Source organism: Neoasaia chiangmaiensis (genome assembly GCF_002005465.1).
Classification (GTDB): domain Bacteria; phylum Pseudomonadota; class Alphaproteobacteria; order Acetobacterales; family Acetobacteraceae; genus Neoasaia; species Neoasaia chiangmaiensis.
Genome location: NZ_CP014691.1, coordinates 949,464 through 973,887, shown reverse-complemented (window position 1 = coordinate 973,887; position 24,424 = coordinate 949,464). Strand labels below are relative to the sequence as shown.

Below are 24,424 nucleotides of genomic sequence, written 5' to 3'. Positions count from 1 at the left end.
CTTTGCCGAAAGATCAATATGGCCCGCCGTCGTCAGCTCTATGAGGGAAAAGCCAAGATACTGTTCGAGGGGCCGGAGCCCGGTACGCTCGTGCAGTATTTCAAGGATGATGCTTCCGCCGGCAATGGCATGAAGAAAGGTGTCATCACGGGCAAGGGAGTGCTGAACAACCGCATCAGCGAATATCTGATGCTCAAGCTGCATGATATCGGCATTCCGACGCATTTCGTGCGTCGCCTGAACATGCGCGAGCAGTTGATTCGCGAGGTCGAGATTATTCCGCTTGAAGTGGTCGTGCGCAATATCGCCGCCGGGTCGATCGCCAAGCGGCTGGGTATTCCGGAAGGAACGCGTCTGCCGCGTTCGATCCTTGAATATTATTACAAGAATGACAGCCTGAACGATCCGATGGTGTCGGAAGAGCACATCACGGCCTTCGGATGGGCGGCGGCGCAGGATCTGGACGATATCACGGCGCTGGCCCTGCGGACGAACGACTTCCTGACCGGCATTTTTCTTGGCGTCGGCATTCAGTTGGTTGATTTCAAGCTGGAATTCGGTCGGCTCTGGGAGGGCGAGGAGATGCGCATTGTCCTGGCGGACGAGATTTCGCCGGATAACTGCCGTCTGTGGGACGCCAAGACGAGCGAGCGGCTCGACAAGGATCGCTTCCGTCGCGATCTGGGGAAGGTCGAGGAAGCATATCAGGAAGTAGCGCGCCGTCTGGGCATCCTGCCCGAAGCCGGCAATAACGATCTTAAGGGTCCGGAGGTCATGCAATGAAGGTTCGCGTCAACGTCATGCTCAAGGAAGGGGTTCTGGACCCGCAGGGCAAGGCGATCGGACATGCACTGGATGTGCTCGGCTTCCACGGTCTGGGCGAGGTTCGCGCGGGCAAGCTGATCGAGATCGAGGTGCCTGCGCAGAACGAGGAAGCGGCCGTCGAGCAGGGCGAAGCGATGGCGCGTGAGTTGCTGGCCAATCTCGTGATCGAGGACTTTACTGTCGAGGTGGTGTCATGATGCGTCACTTGGTTCTTTTCGCGGCTGTGACCGTGCTGGGGGTTGCGTCGCCGGCGCATGCGCAGCGTCTGTCGCCGATGAAAGCCGGTAAATTCGGGCAGATATGCACCAGCCCGAAAGGGGCGGCGATCTGCGATGCCTACATCACGGGCATGGCCGATGCCGGGGCGCTGGCGAAGCTGAACGCCAGGAGCGAGGGTGACAGCAGCGCCGTTGCGGGTTTCTGCATTCCGGATGGCGAGACGGGTGCCGCGATGCGCGGGCATGTGGTCTCCTGGCTCAAGGCACATCGTGATGTGCTGGACCAGCCTGTCGGCAAGTCGGTATTCGCCGCGTTGCACGATTCCTACAGCTGTCCGGCCGGGGGAACGAAATGAAGGCGGGGATCGTCGTCTTTCCGGGTACCAATCGCGAGCGTGACATGGCGCAGGCCCTGCGGCTCGTCAGCGGGCATGAGCCGCAGATGATCTGGCATCGGGAAACCAGCCTGCCGTCGCTCGATCTTGTTGTCCTGCCGGGTGGTTTCAGCTTTGGCGACTATCTGCGGAGCGGCGCGATGGGTGCGCATTCGCCGATCATGCGGGAGGTGAAGGCGTTCGCCGAGCGCGGTGGGCATGTTCTGGGCGTGTGCAACGGCTTTCAGATTTTGACGGAAGCGCAGCTTCTGCCGGGTGCGTTGTTGCGCAATGCGAGCATGCGCTTTCTGTCGCAGGATTGTTTCCTGAAAGTGGAGAATGCCGGAACGGCCTTCACGCGCGGCTGGTCCGAGGGTGCGCTCTTCCGTGCACCGATGGCGCATGGCGATGGCAACTACAACGCGACGACCGACGTGCTGGACCGTCTTGAGGGCGAGGGACGCGTGGCGTTCCGGTATGCGGATGCCCGTGGGAACGTCTCGGCAACCGACCGCCGCAGCAATCCGAATGGCAGCTTGCGCGCCATTGCGGGCGTGCTGAGCGAAAACAACCGCGTGTGCGGCCTGATGCCGCATCCGGAAAATCTCGTCGATCCCGATCTGGGTGCAACGGATGGCGTGCCGCTGTTCAAGAGTCTGGTGGAGAGCCTCGTCGCATGAGCATGACAGTCGATGCCGCGCTGGCGGCCCGTTTCGGTCTGACGACGGAAGAATACGGCAAGGTTCTCGCGATCATGGGGCGCACGCCGACCCTGACGGAACTGGGTATCTTCTCGGTCATGTGGTCGGAGCATTGTTCCTATAAGTCCTCACGCGTGCATCTCAGGACGCTGCCGACCAAGGCACCGTGGGTCATTCACGGGCCGGGCGAGAATGCGGGTGTTGTGGATATCGGCGAGGGGCTGGCGGCGATCTTCAAGATGGAGAGCCACAACCACCCGTCGTTCATCGAGCCTTATCAGGGCGCGGCAACCGGTGTTGGCGGCATCCTGCGCGATGTCTTCACCATGGGCGCGCGGCCTGTCGCCAATCTGAATGCGCTGCGTTTCGGCGATCCGGCGCATGCTGGCACGCGTCGCGTGGTCGATGGTGTCGTGCGGGGCGTCGGCGGATACGGCAACTGCGTTGGCGTGCCGACGGTGGGGGGCGAGGTGAACTTCCATCGCGCCTATGACGGCAATCCGCTGGTCAATGCCATGACGGTGGGTGTGGCGCGACAGGACCGCATCTTCCTTTCCGCGGCGGCAGGTGTCGGCAATCCCGTTATCTATGTGGGATCGAAAACCGGGCGCGATGGCATTCATGGCGCGACGATGTCGTCCGCCGAGTTCGACGAGAACGCGGCCTCCAAGCGACCGACGGTGCAGGTTGGCGATCCGTTCACCGAAAAGCTGCTGATCGAGGCCTGTCTGGAACTGATGGCGACCGATGCGATCGTCGCGATCCAGGACATGGGCGCGGCGGGGCTGACGTCATCGGCCGTGGAAATGGCGGGCAAGGGCGGCGTGGGCATCGAGATGAATCTCGATCACGTGCCGCAGCGCGAGACCGGCATGACCGCCTATGAGATGATGCTCTCGGAGAGCCAGGAGCGCATGCTCATGGTGCTCAAGCCGGAGCGGACCGAGGCGGCGCGGGCGATCTTCGAGAAGTGGGAACTGGATTTCGCGATCGTCGGTCACCTGACGGACACGGCGCGGATCACCATTGTTCACAACGGTGAGGTCGAGGCCGATATTCCGTTGGCGCCGCTGGCGGACGAGGCTCCTGTCTATCACCGTCCGTTCGTGCATACGCCGAAACCGGCGCGGCTGGGTGCGGTGGCCGATCCGGAAGGGATCGAGCATGCGCTGCTGCATCTGCTGGCCTGTCCGGACCTGGCATCGCGCGCCTGGATCTGGAATCAGTACGACAGTGGCGTCGGCGGGCAGACGGCGCGGCGTCCCGGCACGGCGGATGCGGCGATCGTGCGGGTTGAAGGCACTCGTCGCGGTCTGGCGATCACCACGGACTGCACGCCGCGCTATTGCCAGGCGGACCCGCATGACGGGGCGATGCAGGCTGTGGCGGAAGCGTGGCGCAACATCACCGCGACGGGCGCCAGGCCATTGGCGGTTACGGACAACCTGAATTTCGGCAACCCTGAAAAGCCGGAAATCATGGGTCAGTTCGCCGATGCCGTGAAGGGAATGGGCGAAGCCTGCTGGGCGCTGGACTTCCCGGTCGTGAGCGGCAACGTCTCGCTTTATAACGAGACGAAGCATCCCAACGGCTTGCGCCAGTCGATTCTGCCGACGCCGGCGATTGGCGGTCTTGGCGTGATCGAGGATGTGACCAAGGCGATTGGTTACGGCATGCCGGATGGCTGCGATCTGGTGCTCATCGGGGAGATTCGCGGTGAGCTCGGGCAGTCGCTCTGGCTGCGTGAAATCGCGCATCGTGAAGATGGCGCGCCGCCGGTGGTCGATCTGGTCGCCGAGCGTCGTAATGGCGATTTCGTGCGGGGACAGATCGCGCAAGGGCATATTCTGGCCTGTCACGACATTGCCGATGGCGGCATGCTGGTGGCGGTCGCCGAGATGGTGATGGCCAGCGGTGTCGGTTGTTCGCTGGTCAAGCCACGTTTCGACGGCGTGGCACTGCATGCGCATTATTTCGGCGAGGATCAGGCCTGTTATATTGCGGCGACGCATAATGGCATGGCATTGATCGAGGCGGCGGAGGCGGCCCATGTGCCAGCGCGTCGCCTTGGCCGAAGCGGCGGGCATAACCTCGAACTGTGGGATGGCATGTCGCTTTCCGCAGAGCGCATGCGTGCCGTGAACGAGGCCTTCTTTCCCAAGTTTATGGAGCGCTGATCATGCCGATGACGGCTCAGGAAATCGAACGCACGATCCTGGCGGCCCTGCCGGACGCCAAGGTTACGATTGAGGATTTGGCGGGAGATGGCGACCACTATGCCTGCACCGTGACGAGTCCGGCTTTCGCCGGGCTTTCGCGCGTGCGGCAACACAAGCTGGTTTATGACGCGTTCGGCGATCGCATGGGGACCGAACTGCATGCGATGGCATTAAAAACGGTTGCCCCCTGATAATTCGGGCTGCTTTAGTCCATATTATTCCAGACCGAGTTTCCGAAAGGAGTGCATTCATGCCTCAAGCGATTTTCCAGCACATCCAGCATCAGATCGACACGCATCCCGTCATGCTGTTCATGAAGGGCGACAAGCTCTTCCCGCAATGCGGTTTTTCGGCGCGCGTCGTGCAAATCCTCAATCATCTCGGCGTGCCGTTTGAAACGGAGAATGTTCTCGCCACGCCTGAAATTCGCCAGGGCATCAAGGACTTCTCGCAGTGGCCGACGGTGCCGCAGCTTTATGTGAAGGGCGAGTTCATCGGCGGCTGCGATATCGTTACGGATATGTATCAGAGTGGCGAACTCGAATCGCTTCTTGCCGAGAAGGGCATCGCCAAAGCGGCAGTCTGACCAAAATATTGCCTTGGTATCGTCATGATGCCAGGGCAACTGCCTTTTTGTTGCCGTAATCTATGTCGTATGCGCAACAGTCGACTGTTTTCCGGAAAATATTTTTCTGAGTGTCTTGTTGAGTTGCGGATGCTCCGACTAGCATCGATTCAGTTCGATACGGGGAAGATGACGATGCGGCATGTATGGGGTTCGGCACTGGCAGTATTGACGCTGGTTGCGGGACTGGGTGTTTCCAATCAGGCACATGCCCAGCGCGTCATCAGCGACTACGAAGCCAGCAAACTGACCCTGGATGCCCTGACCGCGACGCCGGTTTATCACCGCCCGGTCGTTCATCATGTCATGTATCGTCCCAGCCATACGAGATTTGCCGTGACGCATGGTGTCGCGCATGGCCTGTCGCGCCGCGCACTGATCCATAATGTCGTGTATCACCCGAAAGCGGCGTCGGTTTCGAAGCACCACCATACGCGTCGCCGCGGCTGATCGCCTTTCTTCCTAGGCGGCACGCACGGCGTCCTTTATGCGCCGTGCCTGAAAGTTCTCATCGAATACAATGACGTCGATCCGCACATTGCTGCGTTGATAGGCGGGGTTTGTTGCCAGCAGGTATTCTGTGGCGGCAAGCAGGCGTTGGCTCTGCCTCGAGGTCAGGGCATAAGCGGCATCGCTTAGTCGTGCCCGCTGTTTGACCTCCACGATAATCAGGTTTTCGGCATCCGCTGCGACGATATCCAGTTCGCCGAGCGGTGTTCGATGGCGTGTTGCCAGAACGGACAGGCCGTCCTCCTCCAGCAGATCGACGGCCCGCCGTTCTGCTGCGACGCCATTGTGATAGGCGCGGTGGCCGCGGGCCGGGTTTCCGGCCCGTGGCGTTTTCATGCGGTTTGCAGGAGTGCTGCGGCTTCCACGGCGAAATAGGTGAGGATGCCATTGCACCCGGCGCGTTTGAAGGCCAGCAGGCTTTCCAGGATGGTCCGTTCACGGTCCAGCCAGCCATGCTCGATTGCCGCCATCATCATCGCGTATTCACCCGATACCTGATAGGCGAATGTCGGTGCGGAGAATTCATCGCGGACGCGCCGGATGATGTCCAGATAGGGCATGCCGGGCTTGACCATGACCATATCCGCCCCTTCGGCCAGATCGAGGGCGACCTCGCGCAGGGCTTCGTCGGAATTGGCGGGGTCCATCTGGTAGGTCTTCTTGTCGCCCTTCAGCAGGCCATCGGAGCCGAGCGCATCCCGGAACGGACCGTAGAACGCGCTGGCATATTTCGCGGCGTAGGACATGATGCGCGTATTGACGAAGCCGGCGTCGTCCAGTCCGCGCCGGATGGCGCCGATACGGCCGTCCATCATGTCGGATGGTGCGATGATGTCCACGCCGGCGCGGGCCTGGTTGACCGACTGACGGACCAGGACCTCGACCGAGGCATCGTTGACGACGTAGTCGTTTTCGATCAGTCCGTCATGGCCATGGTCCGTATAGGGATCGAGTGCCACGTCGCCGATGATCCCGAGATCCGGATAAGCTTCCTTGATGCGGCGTGCGGCGCGGCACATCAGATTTTCCGGATTGGCCGATTCCGTGCCATGCGCATCGCGCAGGCTCACGGGTGTGATGGGGAAGATCGCGACGGCCGGAACGCCGAGTTCAACGGCGCGGGCGAGGTGGGTTTCGAGCAGGTCGACGCTGACGCGCTCGATGCCCGGCATGGACGCGACCTGGGTGCGGATGTTCTCGCCATCGCAGACGAAGATCGGCCAGATCAGATCGTCGACACTGAGGCGGTGTTCGGCAACCAGGCGGCGCGTAAAGGCGTCGAAGCGGTTGCGGCGGGGGCGCGAGAGGGGATAGGCGCCGTGGGGCATCATGTGTTCTCCGGATTGGCCAGCAAGCTGCGGTGTCTTCCGTAAACCCCATAGACGACGAGGCCAAGCGCCAGCCAGACGATCAGGCGCACCCATGTCAGAATATCGAGGGAGAGCATCACCGCCAGGCAGCTGATCGTTCCGAGAATGGGAATGATGGGGCCGCCCGGTACGCGGAAGTTGCGGTGGCGATCGGGTTCGCGACGTTGCAGGATTCCAACGCCGACGCAGACCATGACGAACGCCAGCAATGTGCCGATCGAGGTCATGTTGCCCAGGACCGCGATCGGCAGGGTACCGGCCAGGATGCTGGTGATGACGGCGAACAGCAGGTGCGATTTGACGGGCGCGCGGCTTTTCGGGTTGAGCCGGGCGAAGAAGGCGGGCAGCAGGCCGTCGCGCGCCATGGCGTAGAAAACGCGGACCTGGCCGAGCATCAGGCCGAGCAGGACGGAGATGTAGCCGAGCAGGACGCTGATTTTCACGGCGTTCTGAAGCCATGCCCTATGCGTGCGGTCGATTGCCGTGGCGACAGGGCTCGAATCGTTGAGCATGCTGCGGTAGTCGACCACGCCGCAGAGTACGAGCGAGAAGACGATATAGATGACCGTGCAGATGGCGAGACTGCCCAGGATGCCGATCGGCATGGCGCGGGCCGGATTCCTGGTTTCCTGTGCGGTGGTCGAGACGATATCGAAGCCGAGATAGGCGAAGAACACCATGCCGGCGGCACGCATGACGCCGGAGGGCCCGAAATGGCCGAAGGTGCCGTCGTTGGGCGGCAGGAACGGATGGTAGTTCGCCGTTTCGATGAAGGGCGAGCAGAAGACGATGACGGCGGCGACGACACCCAGCTTGAGCGCCACGACCACGGCATTGACCTTTGCCGATTCCGAGATGCCGCGGACGAGGAGCGCGGTGATGAGCCAGATCGCGACCATGGCGGGAATATTCAGCCAGCCGCGTGCCTGCGTGCCGTCGGCGAGGGTTACGGTGGTGAAAGGCGAGGCCAGCCAGCGTGGATCCGGATGAAGGCCCCATCCGTGCAGGACGGAGGCGATGTATCCGGACCAGCTGACCGCCACGGTTGCCGCGCCGACCGTGTATTCCAGCACGAGGTCCCAGCCGATGATCCAGGCCATCAGTTCGCCAAGGGTGGCATAGACGTAGGAATAGGCCGACCCGGCGGTGGGAACGATGGAGGCCAGTTCCGCGTAGCATAAGCCGGCGAAGCTGCAGGCGATGGCGGCCACCGTGAAGGCGAGGACGACCGCTGGACCGGCATTCTGGGCGGCGGCGACACCGGTCAGCGAGAACAGGCCCGCGCCGATGGTCGTGCCGACGCCCAGAAGGATCAGGTCCATGGGGCCCAGGACGCGGCGCAGGCCCCCTTTTTCCTCTGCGAGAGGCTGGGCGTCGATCGGTTTACATCGGGACAGCGGCCCTAAGAGAGAAAGCATTCGGTAGTCCTTGGCTCGATAAGGCGCGACAAGTCTTTGCGGTGCCGGGCATTCTGCGATATTGGCGCATCCCATACGCGTTTATCCGCATGAATGCGCGCCCATTATGGAGACAGATACGATGACGGAACAACCCGGTCAGGCTGGCCTGCATGAATTCTTCCATGGCGCGCTGCGCGATATCGATCCGGCTGTGGCGGAAATCCTTCAGGACGAACTGGTGCGCCAGCAGGACGGGATCGAACTGATCGCGTCCGAGAACATCACGTCCTTCGCCGTTCTCGAGGCGCAGGGTTCTGTCCTGACGAACAAATATGCCGAGGGTCTGCCGGGCAAACGCTATTACGGCGGCTGCGTCGACGTGGACCGGGTGGAGAACCTGGCCATCGAGCGTGTGAAGGCGATCTTCGGTGCGGAATTCGCCAACGTGCAGCCGCATTCGGGCGCCAATGCCAACCAGGCAGCGTTCATGGCGCTCGGCAAGCCTGGCGACGTGGTGCTGGGCATGAGTCTGGCGGCGGGTGGGCATCTGACGCATGGCGCCGCGCCGAACTATTCCGGCAAATGGTTTCATGCCGTGCAGTATGGCGTGCGCGCGCAGGACGGTGCGCTCGACTACGACGAGATGGAGAATCTCGCGCGGGAACACAAGCCGAAGATCATCGTGGCCGGTGGTTCCGCGTATCCGCGTGAGATCGATTTCGCGCGTTTTCGCCGGATCGCGGACGAGGTCGGCGCGTATCTGATGGTGGATATGGCGCATTTCGCGGGTCTGGTGGCAGCGGGGCTCTATCCCAATCCCGTGCCGCATGCGCATGTGGTGACGAGCACGACGCACAAGACCCTGCGCGGTCCGCGTGGCGGCATCGTGCTGACGAACGATCCGGAACTGGCGAAGAAGATCAACTCGGCCGTTTTCCCCGGCTTGCAGGGCGGGCCGCTGATGCATGTCATCGCCGGCAAGGCCGTGGCGTTCGGTGAGGCGCTGAAGCCGTCGTTCAAGGCCTATCAGCAGGCGGTGTTCGACAATGCGCGTGCGCTGGCCGACGAGCTGGCGACACGTGGTTTCGATATCGTGACGGGCGGGACGGATTGCCATCTCATCCTGGTCGATCTGCGGCCGAAGAACGTGACCGGCAAGGTTGCGGAAGCGGCGCTGGAGCGTGCGGGCATCACGGCGAACAAGAATGCCATTCCGTTCGATCCGGAGAAGCCGTTCGTGACGTCGGGCATCCGTCTTGGCAGTCCGGCGGCCACGACGCGCGGTTTCGGCGTGGCGGAGTTCCGTGAGATCGGGCGTATGATCGATGTGGTGCTGAGTGCATTCGGCACGGCGGAACAGGATGCGGTGGAAGCGCGTGTGCATGAGGACGTCAAAGCACTTTGCGCCCGCTTTCCGATCTATGACGTGGCCTATCCCGGCGCCTGACGCGGCGGCGGGTCTTCGCCGATCAGGCGCGCGAGGCGGACGGCCAGCTGGCCACGCCGGGCGCGATGGTTGGGCATGACGAGCAGGCAGCCGTCATAGGGCGTGCAGATTTCGTCATCGCCATCGCGCGCGATCACCGTGCCGGCCCGCTGGACGATATCGCCGCCCCGGAAGGGATGGGCAAAGGTGAAGGCGGCGCTGCGGGCCATGACGTTATCGGTCACGATGGCCTGCTCAGGATGAATGACCCCTACATCCATGGCGTCGAGATGCATGGCTTCGGCGTTATCGAGCAGGCGTTGGGCGACATGAAGCGAAGTTGCGATCGTGTCAGCCTGCCAGTGCTGCCCGGCTTCCAGCAGGACGCTGCGCGCGGGGCCACCGGCCCGGATGAAGCGCGACTGTTCGATAAGACGTGAACCGCCCAGATGGCCGAGATCGGTCACGATCAGGCGCGGCATGCCGGAACTTCCGGCCAGACTTGCGGCGAGTGCGCTGGAGCGTCGTGTTCCGGGCGCGATGAGGAGCGGTTCCGAGTCCCAGAGCATCGAATGCAGGTCGAGCAGGATATCCGCACTTTGCAAGACCGGCAGTAATTCCCGCGCGCGGTTGAGTTCCAGGCTGGATTGGGTGCCGTTCAGCCGGTCGCTGTTCCAGACGCGGTTCATGTCCTCGTCGATGAAGCGCGAGGCCGTGGGTGCGTCCGGGTCGAAGCGCGCAAAGGCGTCGAGATTGGCGAAGACGAAGCTGACCGTGCCGCTTCGCGGGTTGACTCCCTGCCGGATAATGCGGTCGAGCGCGATGGCGCCCGCGAATTCGTTGCCGTGCATGAGGCTGACCAGCACCGCATGCGGTCCGACGCGATTGGAATCGAACTGCATGACGCCCCGTATGCCCGTGTTGCCGCGCTGCCATTCGGACAGATTGGGGGGGCGTATGCGCACCTCGAAACGCGGGAGCGGCCGGGCGATGAAGAGCGTTTCGGACAGGCGCTGTCGCCGGATGCGGACCGGATGATGGTCACGAGGCGAGGCGCCGCAGGTCATGGCGCCGAACAGACCTTGCGGGCCATGGCCCGAAGGAAACGATCGCAGCGATCGAGCTGCTCGCGTGCGATCCATTCATCCGGGCGATGGGCCTGGGCGATATCGCCGGGGCCGCAGACGATCGCCGGCATGCCGGCGCGTTGGTAGATGCCCGCTTCGGTGCCGTAGGAGACATGGCCTGCCGCATTGGAGCCGGTCACCTGACGCGTGAGATCGGTCAATGGATGTTCCGTCGGGAGATCGAGGGGCGGCAGATCGCAGATGACCTCGTAACGGATGCCGCAATCGGGGCCGTGGCGGCGCAGTTCGTCGTGCAGTGGCGCGAGCGCGTGCTGCAATCGATCCGCCTCGGCGCGGGCGTCGTCGCCCGGCACGGGACGCCATTCCATTTCCAGCTGGGCGTGTTCGGGAATGATGTTGAGAATGGCGCCCCCTGAGGCGAGGCCGACCTGCATGGTCGTGTAAGGGGGCACGAAGCCTTCCGCCCGGCATCCTTCCCGGGCGAATCGGCTTGCCTCGTCCGCGATATAGGCGATCGCCCGGCCCATGGCGTGCAGGGCGTTCGCACCGCCGTCGGGATTGGAGGAATGACCGGCGCGGCCGGTGAAGGTGATCCGGAGCGCCAGGCGGCCTTTGTGCGCCACGATCGGCGACATGAGCGTCGGCTCGCCGACGACGCAGAGATCGGGAAGTTGATCGCGCGAGAGGACATCCGCCATCAGGTGGCGTGCGCCGTCGCAGGTCGTCTCCTCGTCGAAGGTGATGAGAAGATGAACCGGCCTGGCCGGCTGCATGGCTTGCAGGTCCGGCACGGCGGCGAGCATTGCGGCAACGAAGCCCTTCATGTCGGCCGCGCCACGCGCATAGAGTCTGCCGTCTTCCTCGCGCAGGGTGAACGGGTCGTGCGTCCAGTCCTGTCCGTCGACCGGCACGCAGTCGACATGCCCGGCGAAGGCGATGCCGCCAGCCGTTTGCGGGCCGATGATGGCGTGCAGGCTCCATTTCCCGTCCTCGGGACCGCGCGAGCGCGTGAAGGGCACATCGTGGTCGCGAAGATAGGCGGCGATCCAGTCGATGAGCGGCGCGTTCGGTCGCCGGCTCGTGGTGTCGAAGCTGACGAGCCGGTCCAGGATCGCCACGGTATCGGCGCGAGGTGCATCCTTCGGGATCATGGCCGACACTATGATACTGCCCGAAGGCGGCTACAACCCTCGTGTATCGCGCGTGTTGGTGCTTCGCCCTGCGCTTTATGCTAGCTGTTGCGAAACTTTGCGGGCCTGCCGGGTTTCGGCATCCCGGACAGGATGTGGTGAGACGGATTTGCTGAGTTCCTCCGATAGCGTGGCTGCCTCTCAAGGCCGGGGGATTTTCGGCGTCATCGTGACGTTCAATCCCGATCTTGCGCGTTTCGACGAAGGTGCCGCGCGCGTGTCGGCGCAGGTCGAGCGGCTGGTGGTGGTCGATAACGGTTCGCATGCGGCATCGGCGATCAGGGCGCGGGTCGAGGCGCTGGGCGCGGTCTTCATCGGTCTGCCGGAAAATCGGGGCATTGCGGCGGCGCAGAACGAGGGCATTCGGCTGGCGCAGCGCGAGGGCGCGGAGGCGGTCCTGCTGATGGATCAGGATACGCTGCTACCGGCCGATGCGGTGGGGCATTTGAGTGCGGCGATGCGTGACCTGCGCGATGCGGGTGTGCGGCTTGGTTCGGTGGGATGCGCGTATCGCGATACGCATGACGGACGGATCGGGGCGTCCTGGCGGGCGCGGGGCTGGCGGATCGTCCGGCAGCGGCCGACCTCTCCAGCATCGAAGCAGACGGAGGTGGATTTCGTGATCGCCTCGGGTTCGCTGCTGCCGCTGGACACGTTGCGGGCGGTGGGGCTGATGGATGAACCCCTCTTCATCGATCTGGTCGATCTGGAATGGGGGTTTCGTGCGGCCGCGAAGGGCTATCGGCATTTCCAGACCGATGCCTGCGTGATGGATCACACCCTGGGCGCGGGCCGTATCCAGGTGGGGTCGCGCAGCATCTCCCTGCATGCGCCGGTGCGCAATTACTACTGGATTCGCAATGCGCTCATCCTGGCCAGACGCGGCTATGTCCAGTCGGCATGGCGATTGTATTTCGTCTCCCGCGTGGTGCCGTATATCGCGATCTACACCCTGCGCGGCAACCGCCGTCTCACCCGTCTGAAACTGATGCTGCGTGGTGCGCTGGATGGGCTGCGGGGGCGCGGCGGAGCCTGCCCCTGATCAGAGGGCTTCCGGCCCGACGATCGTGATGCGATAGCCGATCTTCTTCTCGATCTCCCGCAGCGTGGTGCGTTCGTCGACGTCGCATAGCGTCAATGCCGCGCCGCGCTTGCCGGCGCGTGCGGTCCGGCCGATCCGATGCACGTAGGTTTCCGCCTTGTCCGGCAGATCCATGTTCACCACGAGCATGATGTCGCCGATATCGAGGCCGCGCGCGGCGATATCGGTTGCGATGAGCGCGCGGACGCGTCCGGCGCGAAACGCATCGAGCGCCTTGTTGCGCGCGCCCTGGGTCCGGTCGCCGTGAATGGTCTCCACGGCAATATCCTCGCGGCGGAGTATTCCGGCGAGTCGTTCGGCGTCGGCTTTCGTGCGGACGAAGACGATGGCGCGGTCGCGGGTGCCCCGCAACGCCGCGGCGACGAGTTTTGGTTTCTCGGCCTTGTCGGCGAAGATCGCGCGTTGGCGGATACGCTTGGGGGTGACGGTCTCGGCTTCGATTTCGATGGCAACCGGCTTGTGCAGCAGGCGCTGCGCAAGTGTACGCACGGTGGCGGAGGCGGTGGCCGAGCAGAGCGCGGTCTGGCGTTTGTCGGGCAGATGGGCGGCAATGCGCGCCATGTCTTCCAGAAAGTCTCCGTCGAGCATGCGATCGGCTTCGTCCAGCACGAGAAGACCGGCATTTTCAAGATGCAGGTGCCCGCCATCCAGCAGGTCGATCAGGCGCCCGGGCGTGCCGACCAGGATATCCACGCCTTCCGCAAGGGCCTTGATCTGGCCGTCGCGCGGCAGGCCGCCGCAGGCGACGCGTGTCCGGAGCGGGAGGGCGCGACCGAACTGACGGAAAACGCTGGCGATCTGCGTGGCCAGTTCCCGGGTTGGCGCCAGCACCAGCGCGGTCGGCGCGCCGGGATGGCGCTGGGGGGCGAGGCGGCCCAGCCGGTCGAGAATGGGCAGGGCGTAGGCGGCTGTCTTGCCGGACCCTGTCTGCGCGATGGCCAGAACGTCCTGACCGGAGACGAGGGCCGGGATGGCTTGCATCTGGATGGCGCTGGGTTTCTTGTAGCCGCCGCGCTCCAGCGCCGAGAGCAGGGGCGGCAGGAGGTTGAAATCGGCGAAATCATGAAGGGCGGCGGTATCCATGCGCGCTTATTGCCAAACTTCCGTGCATTCGGGAAATAGCGATCCATGACGATTGCCATTATCGCCGAAGATTTTGCCGGCATGCGCGCGCAGGCTGCCGGGCTTGCCGAGCGTGCGGGACAGGCCTGGACCTTTCATCCTGTTACACGTCGGGGAATCTGGCGGCATGTTCCGGCACGGTATTGCCCCTGGCCGCTGGCTTCCATGGCGCCGTTCGATATTCCGGCGGAGACGAGGCTGCTTCTCAGCGTCGGCGGCACGGGCGGCGTTGCCGGGGCTGCGCTGGCGCGGCGGCTCGGCCTGCCGATCGTGCAGATCCAGAATCCGCGCATGGCGCTTGGGCGTTTCGACATGATCGTCGCCAATCATCATGACGGTGTGGAGGGGCCGAACATCGTGCTGTCCCGCAATGCGATGCATGGCGTGACGCAGGATAAACTGTCGGCGGCGCGGGACGTCTGGTGTGCGCGGTTGAGAAAGCCCGGCCGACGTCTGATCGTCGTATTGATCGGCGGCGCGAATGGACGATTCGTCTTCGGTGTTCCGGAAGCGCGCGCCCTGGGCGACGGGCTGGTGCGCATGGCGCGCGAAAGCGGTGCGGTCATTGCCGTGACGCCGTCGCGACGCACCGATTCGCAGGCATTGGCGGCCTTGCGCGCGTGTCTGGTCGATTGCGATGCGTCGGTCTGGGACGGGACGGGCGAAAACCCCTATCTGGGGATGCTCGGCTGCGCGGATATGATCGTCGTGACGATGGACAGCGTTTCGATGGTGTCGGAGGCCGTGGCAACGTGTGCGCCGGTGCAGGTGGTCGCGTTGCCGGGGCGTTCGAGGCGGATTTCGGCCTTCATCGGGACACTGATCGAGGCCGGTCGGGTGCGACCGTTTACCGGGCATTGGTCGGACTGGTCTGTCACGCCGCTTGACGACACGACGATTGCGGCGGGAGAACTGCGCCGTCGCCTTGGTGATCGGCTGTGAGCGACACGTTGCGCGTTCGGTCTGCGACGCTGGGTAATGGAACGGGAAGATTATGCTGAACATCCGGACATTCGATGCCAAAGGTGGGGGCAACGTGCTGTACAAGGCGCTGGCTCATCCCGTGGCCAGCGTGGCGTTGCAGGCTCTGGCGGCGCGATTGTCGACGGAAGGCGGACTGGCGCTTTACGATCCGGACGGGATGGCGACGACCCTCGTGGCGCTTTATGCCGGGTTTCGACCGACGGCCGGTCTTTACACGCATGATTCCGAGCAGGTCGGCCAGCCGGATGGATTCGGCGGCGTCAAACTGGCGTTGACGGCGCTGGGTGACGGGCCGGCACGGAATGTTCTGGCAGTCTCCTTCGAACAGGAAAAAATGCTGGCCCGACTGGGGCGCGTGACGCGGGGAGGGCAGGCTTCCCTGTCGTTGCATGAGGCCCGTTTGCCCGAGGCGATGCTGAGCCAGCCGCGCCATTATCTCGACAAACTCAATTTCGCGACGAACTTCGCGTTTTTCCGTGACGACGAGCGGTTTTCGACGCGACTGGTGACGGCGAATTACTGGTGTGATTACGGCGCACGCGATGTTCAGTACTGGTTGCGGCTTTACGATCATGCCGGTGCGATTTTGGCGGAATGGCGCCAGCCGGTGCCGGATGGGCCGGCGGGTATCGTGATCGACAGTGCCGAGGTTCGGCGGCGTTTCGGTCTGCCGTCCTTCTGTGGGCAGTTGTTCATTCATGTCATCGGCGCGCGTGGGCATGATGTCGTGAAGTATGCGTTGGATATCTATGGGAAGGGCGCGGAGCCCAGCCTGTCGGTCACGCATGATGCCAACGCATGGCCGTCGCCCCGCTATGCGACGTTACCGGCGCCGGCGCCGGGCGAGAAGATTGTTGTCTGGATTCAGAACAGTCATGCCACGCCGATTCCGAGTGGCGCGATCACCTTCAATCCGATGGGCGTGGAAGATCACCATGCTGTCGAGGGCGATATCGGACCGTTCGCCAGCCGGGCCGTCGATATCGGTGCGTTGCTGCCGGACGCTGTCTGGCCGATGCAACTCGAACTGCGATCCGGCAATCATGTGGTGCGGCCGCGTTATGAGGTGACGGAAGGGATTCGCACGCGGATTGCGCATCTGAATGTCGAGCGTGGTGACCTGAAGCCGGAGCCGGCGCTGCGCACCCTGTCGCCGGATCTCGGGCGTGGCTTCCTGCTGCCGTTCCCCATTCTCGATCCGGCTGAATTCGAAAGCTGGGTTCAGCCGACGCCGATGTCCGAGGCGCTGCGTCAGTTGCCGCTGCGGCTGGATCTGTTTGCGGCGGACGGTTCGCCTTTGGGGCAGCATTTTCTGGGCAATCTGCCGCGCGATCATCATACGGCTGTGGCATTACATACGCTTGTTGGCGAGGCGGGACATGCCGATCTTGTCTATGACTTCCGGGATGGTGGCGATGGCGACGGCTGGCTGCATGCGCTGATGCGGTATCGTCGTCGCGAGAACGGTCATACGGCGGAAACGAGCTTCGGCAGCCACATCTTCAACACGTTGATGACCTGGCGAAACGAGCCGCAGTCTTATTCCGGGCCGCCGCCGGGTCTGACGACACGTCTGTTCCTCAAGCTGGGGCAGGAGACGCGCCGCAGTTTCTGCTGCCTGATCTATCCGGCATCCGTCGAGGGGCTTCCGTCGTCGAAGACGGAACTGCATCTTCATGCGGCGGATGGCACGGAAATCGCGACGGAGACGATTGCCATCAATGCTTCCGGGTCATTCATGGTGTGGCCGCACGAGATTTTCGGCAATGACAGGGTCGCGCATGCTGGTGCGGGCGGATACGTGCTGATCCGCGATCTCACGTGCCGCCTGTTCGGGTATCATGGGCAGCGGGATGAGGCGGGTGGCTTCTCGCTGGATCATATGTTCGGCTTCTGACCCGCAATTTATAGGTTGCCAGGTGCGCGCGGTATTGTTAGAGACGCGCCACCGCAGGATGGGTGCGTAGCTCAGCGGTAGAGCACTGCCTTCACACGGCAGGGGTCACAGGTTCAATCCCTGTCGCACCCACCATCCTTTTCCGCAGAAACCCGCCAGATTTTCCCGGTATCTAGGCACGCAACCGGAAATCATCCGGTCTGCCCTGATCCGCAGAAATCCACCGCGAACGCGTTCGGATTTGTACAAAACCTGTACAGTTTGTTCACTGCGCGTTCTCTTAATGCGTCGATTCGCCAGTAAGTCACGACTTGATTTCATCCCGGTATGTGTCCGGCATTTTCTTGGTGTAGCGAACCGAGCGTATGCCCTGGGCATTGTGAAGCACACGCCCCGCTATGTGTATGACCAGGCCCTAAGAAATCGCGTCAGGACATCAGACGCCTACGAGATTGTCCTTTCGGTGCTTCATCAGGTGGCACAGGTCGCACGTTTCCTCATGCGGAGCGTCAGGAACCACCTAAGTGCAAGACCTGCACAGGAACGTCCCTCTAGAGCGGCTCCACTGAACGCTGATTCTGTGGCGTGACAGGATGGGCGCCCTGTGATTCACCCTTTCTGTTGAGGGAGAGGGCGATGTCTTGGGCATATGGTGACGATCTGCGGGTGCGTGTTCTGGCGGCGGGAGCGTCCGGCCTTTCGGCCCGGGCGGCTGCGGCGCGGTTCAATGTCGGGATCGCTACCGCGATCCGGTGGCTGCGGCGAGAGCGCGAGACGGGCGAGCGGACGGCGCGCCGTCAGGGCAAACCGCGCGGCTCCCGTCTGGATGTCCACGCGGCCTTCATCTTCGGGCTGATTGAAGCACGCCGGGATATCACGCGGGTGGAGATGGCGGCGCGGTTGCACGAGGCGCATGCGGTCGAGATCGGGCGCAGCATGCTCAGCCGGTGGCTGCGTCAGCGCGGCTGGACGTTCAAAAAAAGACCGCCCATGCACTGGAGCAGGAACGTCCCGACGTCCTGAAACGGCGCGAGGACTGGTTTGACGCGCAGCCCGATCTCGACCCGGAGCGGCTGGTCTTCATCGACGAGACCAGCCTGTCGACGAAGATGGCCAGGCTGCGGGGACGCGCCTTGCGCGGCGAACGATGCCGCTCGGGCGTGCCTCACGGGCACTGGAAAACGACGACCTTCACCGGGGCGCTGCGCACCACGGGCCTGACAGCACCCTTTGTGCATGACGGGGCGATGAACGGTGCCGTGTTCCAGACCTATGTCGAGCGCGTGCTCGTGCCGGCCCTGCGACCGGGCGACATCGTCATCCTCGACAACCTGCCCGCCCACCGGATGCCGGGCGCCCGTCGGGCCGTCGAACAGGCAGGAGCATCGATGGTGTTCCTGCCGCCCTACAGCCCGGACTTCAATCCGATCGAGAGGGCGTTCTCCAAACTCAAATCCCTTTTGCGCAGCAGGGCGGAACGAACCGTCACGGCACTCTGGAATGCCGTCGGAGACGTGCTTCAGGCCTTCACACCAGACGAATGCACCAATTTCTTCAAAGCAGCAGGATATGAACCGGATTAACGTGGAACGGCTCTAGATATCTGCATGTCGTGCACCGCACGTAATCCTCAAGCCTGACGACCGACCATCGGTCGTCTTGTCGAACCACCTTGCCGAGGAGCGGGGTGATTGGGGCTGGCTTAGTGAGGAAGTTTGCCGCCATCGAAGATGGAGGCACGTGTTGTGCTGTTGGGGGATGACGATATTAAACGAAAAGGCTTTTCAGCGTATTCTTGTTTCGTTCTGTGAGAGTGCGCGGCGTTCTACCAACACAAATCGTTCCCACCTGTTTTGGAGCCGTCCGACGCCGCAGGAAACCGCAAGCCATAAGGTAGGACAGAAGATGGGAGTCGAAAACAGCTTACTCACAGCATACTGATTTATTTGATATTTTTAGAATATGTTGGCGGAGGGGATGGGATTCGAACCCACGGTACGACTTGACATCGTACAACGGTTTAGCAAACCGCCGCCTTCAGCCACTCGGCCACCCCTCCGCCGGGAGAGACGCAGTTAACACGGCGTTTGCTGGCACGCTTGTAGGGGGGATCGAACATTCCGTCAAACCCCCCGCGACGTTATTTTTTCGACTATTCGGCCAACAGCTTTTTCAGCAGATCGTTGACAAGCGCCGGGTTGCCCTTGCCCTTCATCGCTTTCATCGTCTGGCCGACGAAAAAGCCGAACAGCTTGTCCTTGCCCGACTTATATTCGGCAAGCTTGTCCGCGTTGGTCGCCAGAATATCACGGATCGCCGCCTCGATCGCACCCGTATCCGTGACCTGGCGCAGACCCTTGCGCTCGACGATCGCCGAGGCGCTTTCGCCAGTCTCGAACATGTCCTCGAGCACTTCCTTGGCAATCTTGCCGTTGATCGTCGAATCCGCGATCAGGCCGAGCAATTCACGCAAGCCGTCCGCCGAGACGGGACTATCATCGATGGCGTGACCTGTTCGGTTCAGCGCGCCGAAAAAATCGCCCAACATCCAGTTTGCAGCCAGCCGCGGATCACGATCCCTGGCAACCGCCTCATAGAAATCGGCAACCGATTGCTCGGCCGTCAACACACCGGACTCATAACGCGTAACGCCATAAGTCTCCTCCAGGCGCGCCCGTTTGGCTTCCGGCAGTTCCGGCAATGCGGCCTTCAGTTCGTCCACCCAGTCGCGCTCGATGACCAGCGGCAACAGATCCGGATCCGGGAAATAACGGTAGTCGTGCGCGTCCTCCTTGTTACGCAAGGAGCGCGTCTCGCCGCGTGCGTGGTCGAACAGGCGCGTTTCCTGATCGACGATGCCCCCGGCCTCCCAGATTTCCACCTGACGTTGCGCCTCAACCTCGATCGCCTGCATGACGAAACGGATCGAATTGACGTTCTTGATCTCGCAACGCGTGCGGAAAGGCTCACCGGCCTTGCGGACAGAGACGTTGACGTCGGCGCGCATGGAACCTTCTTCCATGTTCCCGTCGCATGTGCCGATATAGCGCAGGATCTGCCGCAGCTTGCGAAGATAGGCCCCGGCCTCCTCCGGCGAACGAATGTCCGGCTCGCTGACAATCTCCATCAGCGCGACGCCAGAACGGTTCAGGTCGATGAACGATCGTGTCGGGTCCTGATCATGAATCGACTTGCCCGCGTCCTGCTCCAGATGCAGGCGCGTCACGCCGATCTCACGCTGGCTGCCATCGGCCAGATCGACCACCACCTTGCCTTCGCCAACGATGGGATGCGCGAACTGGCTGATCTGATACCCCTGCGGCAGGTCGGCATAAAAATAGTTCTTTCGGTCGAAGCGGCTTTCCAGATGGATCACCGCGTTCAACCCCAGTCCCGTCCGCACAGCCTGCGCGACGCATTCACCGTTCACCACCGGCAACATGCCGGGAAACCCGGCATCGATCAGGCTGACATGCGTATTGGGCTCACCGCCATATGTCGCCGATGCGCCGGAGAACAGCTTGGCATTGCTGATGACCTGCGCATGCACCTCAAGTCCGACAACGATTTCCCAGGTGCCCGTCGTTCCTTCGATCCGATAGCTCACGCGCCGAACTCCGCAAACAGGGCGGGACGCGTCGAAAAGCCCGCCGCCTTTTCCATGACGCGGCCCGCGGCGAACAGCGTCTCCTCATCGAAATAGCGCCCGATCAATTGCAGGCCCAGCGGCAATCCCTGCGCATCCAGCCCCGCCGGGAGGGATAGTGCCGGAACGCCCGCCATGCTGGCGGGCACCGTGAAGACATCGTTCAGATAGACCTGCACCGGATCGGTCGGCTTCTCATCATGGGCAAATGCCGCCGAAGGCGCGGTGGGGGTCAGCAATACATCGACCTTCTCGAAAGCCGAGAGGAAGTCGCGCTGGATCATCGTGCGCACCTTCTGCGCGCGCAGGTAATACGCGTCGTAATAACCCGATGACAGCACGTAGGTGCCCATCAGGATGCGCCGTCGCACTTCCTCACCAAAACCGGCGTGACGCGTCGCTTCATACAGTGCATCCAGACTGTCCGCCTTGACGCGCTCGCCGAAGCGCACGCCGTCATAGCGGGCCAGATTGGAGGAAGCCTCCGCCAGCGCCACGATATAATACGTCGGCAGGCCGTATTTGGTATGCGGCAAGGATACCTCGACCGGCTCAGCACCCGCCTCGCGCAACCAGGCAATGCCCTGCTCCCACAAGGCTTCAATCTCGCGCGGCATGTTCGGCGCGCGATATTCCCGGGGGATACCGACCTTCATGCCCTTGACGCCACGCTCCAGCGCATCCGCATAACGTGGCACCGGACGATCGACGGAGGTGCTATCCCGTTTGTCGAAGCCTGCCATGGCTTCCAGCATCCACGCGCAATCCTCCAGATTCCGCGCCATCGGCCCCGCCTGATCGAGCGAGCTGGCGAAAGCGATGGTACCGAAGCGCGAGCAACGCCCGTAAGTCGGCTTCACGCCCGTGATGCCGCAGAACGCCGCCGGCTGACGGATCGAGCCACCCGTATCCGTGCCCGTCGCGCCCAGCACCATACCCGCCGCGACCGCCGCCGCCGAACCGCCCGACGAACCGCCCGGCACCAGCTTCGCATCCGACCCGCTGCGCCGCCACGGATTGGTCACGCCACCGAATGCGGAGGTCAGGTTGGTTGAGCCCATGGCGAACTCGTCCAGATTGGTCTTGCCGAGGAAGATCGCACCTTCCGACAGCAGATTGGCCGTCACCGCGCTTTCGTAAGGCGGCACGAAGTCGCGCAGGATATTGCTTGCCGCCGTCGTCCGCACGCCGTTCGTGCAGAAAAGATCCTTCACCCCGAGCGGAATGCCGCACAGCAGCCCCCCTTCGCCCTTCGCCAGCAACGTGTCGGCAGCCTTCGCCGCCTCGCGCGCCTGCTCGGGCGTCGTGATGATGAAGGCGTTGACGTCGCCATTCAGGCTTTCGATGGCCTTGTTGTGGCTGTCCACCAGTTCGACGGCCGAGATCTCGCGCGCGGCCAGGGCGCGCCGCGCCGCCGCCAATGTCATGTCTGTCATTATTCGACTACCTTCGGCACGGTGAAGAACGGGCCTTCACGCTCCGGCGCATTGGCCAGAACATCTTCGCGCCTGTCGCCATCCGTCACGGCGTCCTCGCGCACGCGCGGCCTGGCCAGGCCCGTGCCGATCATCGGCGGCACATCGGTGATATCGACCTCATTGAGTTGCTCCACCCAGCCGAGGATACCATCCAGTTCCTGACGGAGACCTTCCGCCTCGCGATCATCGAGACCGATCCGGGCCAATTTGGCGATGCGCCTGACCGTGCGCGTGTCTAACGACATGAAATAGCCGACTTTCCTGATTTTTCGCTGATAATCCTGGCATTGCAGGGCGTAGGCGGACCATAACCCCTTCCTATGCCCCTATTCAATCCACACGAACTTCGCAGGGCCATTCCGGCCGGCAAACGCGTCCTCGGCCTCGACCCGGGCAGCAAGACGATCGGCCTGGCGCTCACCGACGTCTCGTTGATGCTGGCCTCACCCTACCGCAGTATTCCACGCAAGAAGCTCGGCGACGTTGCAACAACGCTTGCCGCCATCGTCGAAAAGGAAGAGATCGGCGCGCTGATCGCCGGACTGCCACTCTCGCTCGACGGCAGCTTCGGCCCCGCTGCCCGCGCGGCACAGGACTGGCTGACCGAACTGGCCACCCGCCTGCATCTGCCCGCCTGCACATGGGACGAGCGCCTGTCATCCAGCGCCGTCAATCGCTTTCTCATTCAGGACGCGGACATGACACGCAAACGCCGCGCCGAAGTCGTCGACAAGATGGCTGCATCATACATGCTGCAGGGCTGGCTGGATGCCACGGTCGAAGACTGAATTTTGCAGGGACATCAGCGGACCGGATGGTGGGCGCAACAGGGATTGAACCTGTGACCCCTACCATGTCAAGGTAGTGCTCTACCGCTGAGCTATGCGCCCATCCGGTCCGTTGGCGCGCTTCTAACCGCGCTCTGCGGAACTGGCAAGTCAGCTTGGCAAAAAAAATCGCATTCGCCATTTCCGGTCGACGAAACACGGGGCAGTCGTCAAGAATACCCTCATGAGTCCCGCCACGCCGACGACGGCATCATCCCTTGTTTCGCTGCACCACCCGACACGCTGGCTCTCGCCACTTATCGTGGCCTCGCCCCATTCCGGGCGCCTGTATCCCAACTCTTTCCTGCGTCAGTCCCGTCTCGATCTCGCAACGCTCCGCCGTGGGGAAGACGCCCACATGGACGAACTCCTGGCCGATGCACCGGCGGCAGGTGCGCCGCTCCTGCATGCCCTTTTCCCGCGCGTCTATTGCGACGTGAATCGTGCCGCTCTGGAACTCGACCCGGGCATGTTCCGGGATCGCCTTCCACTCGAGAGCATCACGGACAGTCCAAAGGTCCGCGCCGGACTGGGCATGATTGCCCGCATCGTCGCAGCAGGACGCGGCATCTATCGGGAGAGGCTGACACTCGATGATGTGCAGTGCCGGATTGCCACCTGCTGGCAACCCTATCACCACGCCCTGCAACAATGCCTCGCCGCCGCCCGCGCCCAGTTCGGCTTCGCGATCCTCCTCGACGGGCATTCCATGCCAAGCCCGACCTACGGCACACTGCCGGACATCGTTCTCGGCGACGCACATGGTCGGGCCGCCAGCGATGAAATCGTGACGCAAATCGAAAACGCATTCAGGTCGCGCGGCTATCGCGTCGCACGCAACAATCCATATGCCGGCGGCTACATCACGCAGCACTATGGCGATCCGCGCCACGGCATTCACGCGGTGCAGATCGAGATCGCACGCAGCCTTTACATGGATGAGGCCACCCTGACGCCAAACGGCAACTTCATGCAGGTTCGCAACGATATGGGACAGATCATCGCGGAAATCGCCGCGACGCTTCCCCGTATCGACCGTCCGGCCATACCGTCGGGAACCGACGCGATCACGCCACCTTTAGAACAGGAGCCGACCACAGAGACGGCTCGAGCTGAAGGAGGATCATCATGACCAGGAAAGTCAAAAACGAGGCCACCACACTGCTGGAGCAGCATGGCGAGAAAGCGCTATCCATCGCGATGCGCCAATACGACACAGCCCTGGAACTACAGGACATCGGTCAACAGGGCTTCTGGCTTGACGTCGTGGACGAGATCAAGGCCCTGAACGCCGGCTCGCCTTCAGCCAACATCGGGAAGAGTGACGTCTAGAACATCAGAAACGATTCATGATCCTGGTGAGTGTCGTAAAGGTTCGTTAATTTCCTGCATGTCGTGATTGCTCGGACCGACGCCATAGCG

At 62.7% G+C, this 24,424-nt stretch carries 25 protein-coding genes and 3 tRNA genes; 17 read left to right on the top strand and 11 right to left on the bottom strand.

The window, feature by feature from the left end:
• The first annotated feature begins 18 nt into the window (after positions 1–18).
• From purC to A0U93_RS04605, 8 genes are all read left to right on the top strand, one after another.
• On the top strand, positions 19–783 hold the full coding sequence (gene purC / locus A0U93_RS04640; protein ID WP_077806308.1) for a phosphoribosylaminoimidazolesuccinocarboxamide synthase: 765 nt from the start codon (positions 19–21) through the stop codon (positions 781–783).
• Positions 780–1,022 (top strand): phosphoribosylformylglycinamidine synthase subunit PurS, encoded by a 243-nt coding sequence (gene purS, locus A0U93_RS04635; RefSeq protein ID WP_077806307.1) that lies wholly within the window; start codon positions 780–782, stop codon positions 1,020–1,022. The genes purC and purS overlap by 4 nt, the downstream gene beginning before the upstream one ends.
• Positions 1,019–1,399, top strand: coding sequence for a Rap1a/Tai family immunity protein (locus A0U93_RS04630; RefSeq protein ID WP_077806306.1), 381 nt, complete (start codon positions 1,019–1,021; stop codon positions 1,397–1,399). Before purS ends, A0U93_RS04630 begins: the two co-directional genes overlap by 4 nt.
• Complete coding sequence (gene purQ, locus A0U93_RS04625) at positions 1,396–2,097, top strand: phosphoribosylformylglycinamidine synthase subunit PurQ (RefSeq protein WP_077806305.1); 702 nt, start codon at positions 1,396–1,398, stop codon at positions 2,095–2,097. The genes A0U93_RS04630 and purQ overlap by 4 nt, the downstream gene beginning before the upstream one ends.
• The gene (purL, locus tag A0U93_RS04620; RefSeq protein WP_077806304.1) at positions 2,094–4,295 is read left to right on the top strand and encodes a phosphoribosylformylglycinamidine synthase subunit PurL; all 2,202 of its coding nucleotides are present in this window, start codon (positions 2,094–2,096) and stop codon (positions 4,293–4,295) included. Before purQ ends, purL begins: the two co-directional genes overlap by 4 nt.
• Before the next feature lie 2 nt (positions 4,296–4,297).
• Positions 4,298–4,528 carry a BolA family protein gene (locus A0U93_RS04615; RefSeq protein WP_077806303.1) on the top strand — a complete coding sequence of 77 codons (231 nt, stop codon included), beginning with the start codon at positions 4,298–4,300 and terminating at the stop codon, positions 4,526–4,528.
• 59 nt (positions 4,529–4,587) lie between these two features.
• Entirely contained in the window at positions 4,588–4,923 is a 336-nt protein-coding gene (gene grxD / locus A0U93_RS04610) for a Grx4 family monothiol glutaredoxin (RefSeq protein WP_077806302.1), read from the top strand.
• 174 nt (positions 4,924–5,097) lie between these two features.
• Complete coding sequence (locus A0U93_RS04605) at positions 5,098–5,412, top strand: hypothetical protein (RefSeq protein ID WP_147151133.1); 315 nt, start codon at positions 5,098–5,100, stop codon at positions 5,410–5,412.
• A 12-nt stretch (positions 5,413–5,424) separates the two neighbouring features.
• Here the strand turns inward: A0U93_RS04605 and A0U93_RS04600 are convergent, their stop codons facing one another.
• The 3 genes from A0U93_RS04600 to A0U93_RS04590 are packed head-to-tail and all read right to left on the bottom strand — an operon-like array spanning position 5,425 to position 8,260.
• Complete coding sequence (locus A0U93_RS04600; protein ID WP_077806300.1) at positions 5,425–5,808, bottom strand: YraN family protein; 384 nt, start codon at positions 5,806–5,808, stop codon at positions 5,425–5,427.
• A complete protein-coding gene (gene hemB / locus A0U93_RS04595; protein WP_077808334.1) occupies positions 5,805–6,800 on the bottom strand; it encodes a porphobilinogen synthase in 996 nt (331 codons plus the stop codon). The genes A0U93_RS04600 and hemB overlap by 4 nt, the downstream gene beginning before the upstream one ends.
• On the bottom strand, positions 6,800–8,260 hold the full coding sequence (locus A0U93_RS04590) for an APC family permease (protein ID WP_077808335.1): 1,461 nt from the start codon (positions 8,258–8,260) through the stop codon (positions 6,800–6,802). The genes hemB and A0U93_RS04590 overlap by 1 nt, the downstream gene beginning before the upstream one ends.
• A 121-nt stretch (positions 8,261–8,381) precedes the next feature.
• On the opposite strand from A0U93_RS04590, the gene glyA reads away from it, so the two are divergent.
• Positions 8,382–9,689 (top strand): serine hydroxymethyltransferase, encoded by a 1,308-nt coding sequence (glyA, locus tag A0U93_RS04585; RefSeq protein WP_077808333.1) that lies wholly within the window; start codon positions 8,382–8,384, stop codon positions 9,687–9,689.
• Here the strand turns inward: glyA and A0U93_RS04580 are convergent.
• Positions 9,674–10,735 carry a M14 family metallopeptidase gene (locus tag A0U93_RS04580; protein WP_077806299.1) on the bottom strand — a complete coding sequence of 354 codons (1,062 nt, stop codon included), beginning with the start codon at positions 10,733–10,735 and terminating at the stop codon, positions 9,674–9,676. The two genes, glyA and A0U93_RS04580, sit on opposite strands and share 16 nt — an antisense overlap.
• Positions 10,732–11,907: an acetylornithine deacetylase gene (gene argE / locus A0U93_RS04575; RefSeq protein ID WP_077808332.1), complete on the bottom strand. Its 1,176-nt coding sequence runs from the start codon at positions 11,905–11,907 to the stop codon at positions 10,732–10,734. Before argE ends, A0U93_RS04580 begins: the two co-directional genes overlap by 4 nt.
• Positions 11,908–12,055: 148 nt before the next feature.
• Between argE and A0U93_RS04570 the strand changes: the two genes are divergently transcribed.
• A complete protein-coding gene (locus A0U93_RS04570; protein WP_245825101.1) occupies positions 12,056–12,988 on the top strand; it encodes a glycosyltransferase family 2 protein in 933 nt (310 codons plus the stop codon).
• On the opposite strand, the gene A0U93_RS04565 is transcribed toward A0U93_RS04570, so the two are convergent.
• The gene (locus A0U93_RS04565; RefSeq protein WP_077806297.1) at positions 12,989–14,131 is read right to left on the bottom strand and encodes a DEAD/DEAH box helicase; all 1,143 of its coding nucleotides are present in this window, start codon (positions 14,129–14,131) and stop codon (positions 12,989–12,991) included. It abuts the gene before it with no gap.
• A 45-nt stretch (positions 14,132–14,176) separates the two neighbouring features.
• On the opposite strand from A0U93_RS04565, the gene A0U93_RS04560 reads away from it, so the two are divergent.
• From A0U93_RS04560 to A0U93_RS04540, 4 genes are all read left to right on the top strand, one after another.
• Complete coding sequence (locus tag A0U93_RS04560; protein WP_077806296.1) at positions 14,177–15,112, top strand: mitochondrial fission ELM1 family protein; 936 nt, start codon at positions 14,177–14,179, stop codon at positions 15,110–15,112.
• A 52-nt stretch (positions 15,113–15,164) separates the two neighbouring features.
• Positions 15,165–17,051 carry a hypothetical protein gene (locus tag A0U93_RS04555; RefSeq protein ID WP_077806295.1) on the top strand — a complete coding sequence of 629 codons (1,887 nt, stop codon included), beginning with the start codon at positions 15,165–15,167 and terminating at the stop codon, positions 17,049–17,051.
• A gap of 60 nt (positions 17,052–17,111) precedes the next feature.
• Positions 17,112–17,186 (top strand) — tRNA-Val (locus A0U93_RS04550).
• A gap of 501 nt (positions 17,187–17,687) precedes the next feature.
• A protein-coding gene (locus tag A0U93_RS04540; RefSeq protein WP_147151276.1) for an IS630 family transposase occupies positions 17,688–18,634 on the top strand; the annotation gives its coding sequence in 2 pieces (ribosomal slippage) (positions 17,688–18,027 and positions 18,027–18,634; 948 coding nt in all).
• Between the two features lie 383 nt (positions 18,635–19,017).
• Here A0U93_RS04540 and A0U93_RS04535 read toward each other — a convergent pair.
• The 4 genes from A0U93_RS04535 to gatC all read right to left on the bottom strand — a co-directional run bounded on the left by A0U93_RS04535 (position 19,018) and on the right by gatC (position 22,420).
• Positions 19,018–19,110 (bottom strand) — tRNA-Ser (locus A0U93_RS04535).
• Between the two features lie 93 nt (positions 19,111–19,203).
• Positions 19,204–20,658 carry an Asp-tRNA(Asn)/Glu-tRNA(Gln) amidotransferase subunit GatB gene (gene gatB / locus A0U93_RS04530; RefSeq protein ID WP_077806294.1) on the bottom strand — a complete coding sequence of 485 codons (1,455 nt, stop codon included), beginning with the start codon at positions 20,656–20,658 and terminating at the stop codon, positions 19,204–19,206.
• Positions 20,655–22,133, bottom strand: coding sequence for an Asp-tRNA(Asn)/Glu-tRNA(Gln) amidotransferase subunit GatA (gene gatA / locus A0U93_RS04525; RefSeq protein ID WP_077806293.1), 1,479 nt, complete (start codon positions 22,131–22,133; stop codon positions 20,655–20,657). Before gatA ends, gatB begins: the two co-directional genes overlap by 4 nt.
• Positions 22,133–22,420, bottom strand: coding sequence for an Asp-tRNA(Asn)/Glu-tRNA(Gln) amidotransferase subunit GatC (gene gatC, locus A0U93_RS04520; RefSeq protein WP_077806292.1), 288 nt, complete (start codon positions 22,418–22,420; stop codon positions 22,133–22,135). Before gatC ends, gatA begins: the two co-directional genes overlap by 1 nt.
• Positions 22,421–22,495: 75 nt before the next feature.
• Here gatC and ruvX point away from each other — a divergent pair, with 75 nt between their 5' ends.
• Positions 22,496–22,963: a Holliday junction resolvase RuvX gene (gene ruvX, locus A0U93_RS04515; RefSeq protein ID WP_077806291.1), complete on the top strand. Its 468-nt coding sequence runs from the start codon at positions 22,496–22,498 to the stop codon at positions 22,961–22,963.
• A gap of 27 nt (positions 22,964–22,990) precedes the next feature.
• On the opposite strand, the gene A0U93_RS04510 is transcribed toward ruvX, so the two are convergent.
• A tRNA-Val gene (locus A0U93_RS04510) sits at positions 22,991–23,065 on the bottom strand.
• A gap of 121 nt (positions 23,066–23,186) precedes the next feature.
• Between A0U93_RS04510 and A0U93_RS04505 the strand changes: the two genes are divergently transcribed.
• Together A0U93_RS04505 and A0U93_RS04500 are read left to right on the top strand one after the other, a co-directional pair.
• Complete coding sequence (locus tag A0U93_RS04505) at positions 23,187–24,134, top strand: N-formylglutamate amidohydrolase (RefSeq protein WP_077806290.1); 948 nt, start codon at positions 23,187–23,189, stop codon at positions 24,132–24,134.
• Positions 24,131–24,334 carry a hypothetical protein gene (locus tag A0U93_RS04500; RefSeq protein ID WP_077806289.1) on the top strand — a complete coding sequence of 68 codons (204 nt, stop codon included), beginning with the start codon at positions 24,131–24,133 and terminating at the stop codon, positions 24,332–24,334. Before A0U93_RS04505 ends, A0U93_RS04500 begins: the two co-directional genes overlap by 4 nt.
• Positions 24,335–24,424: the final 90 nt, after the last annotated feature.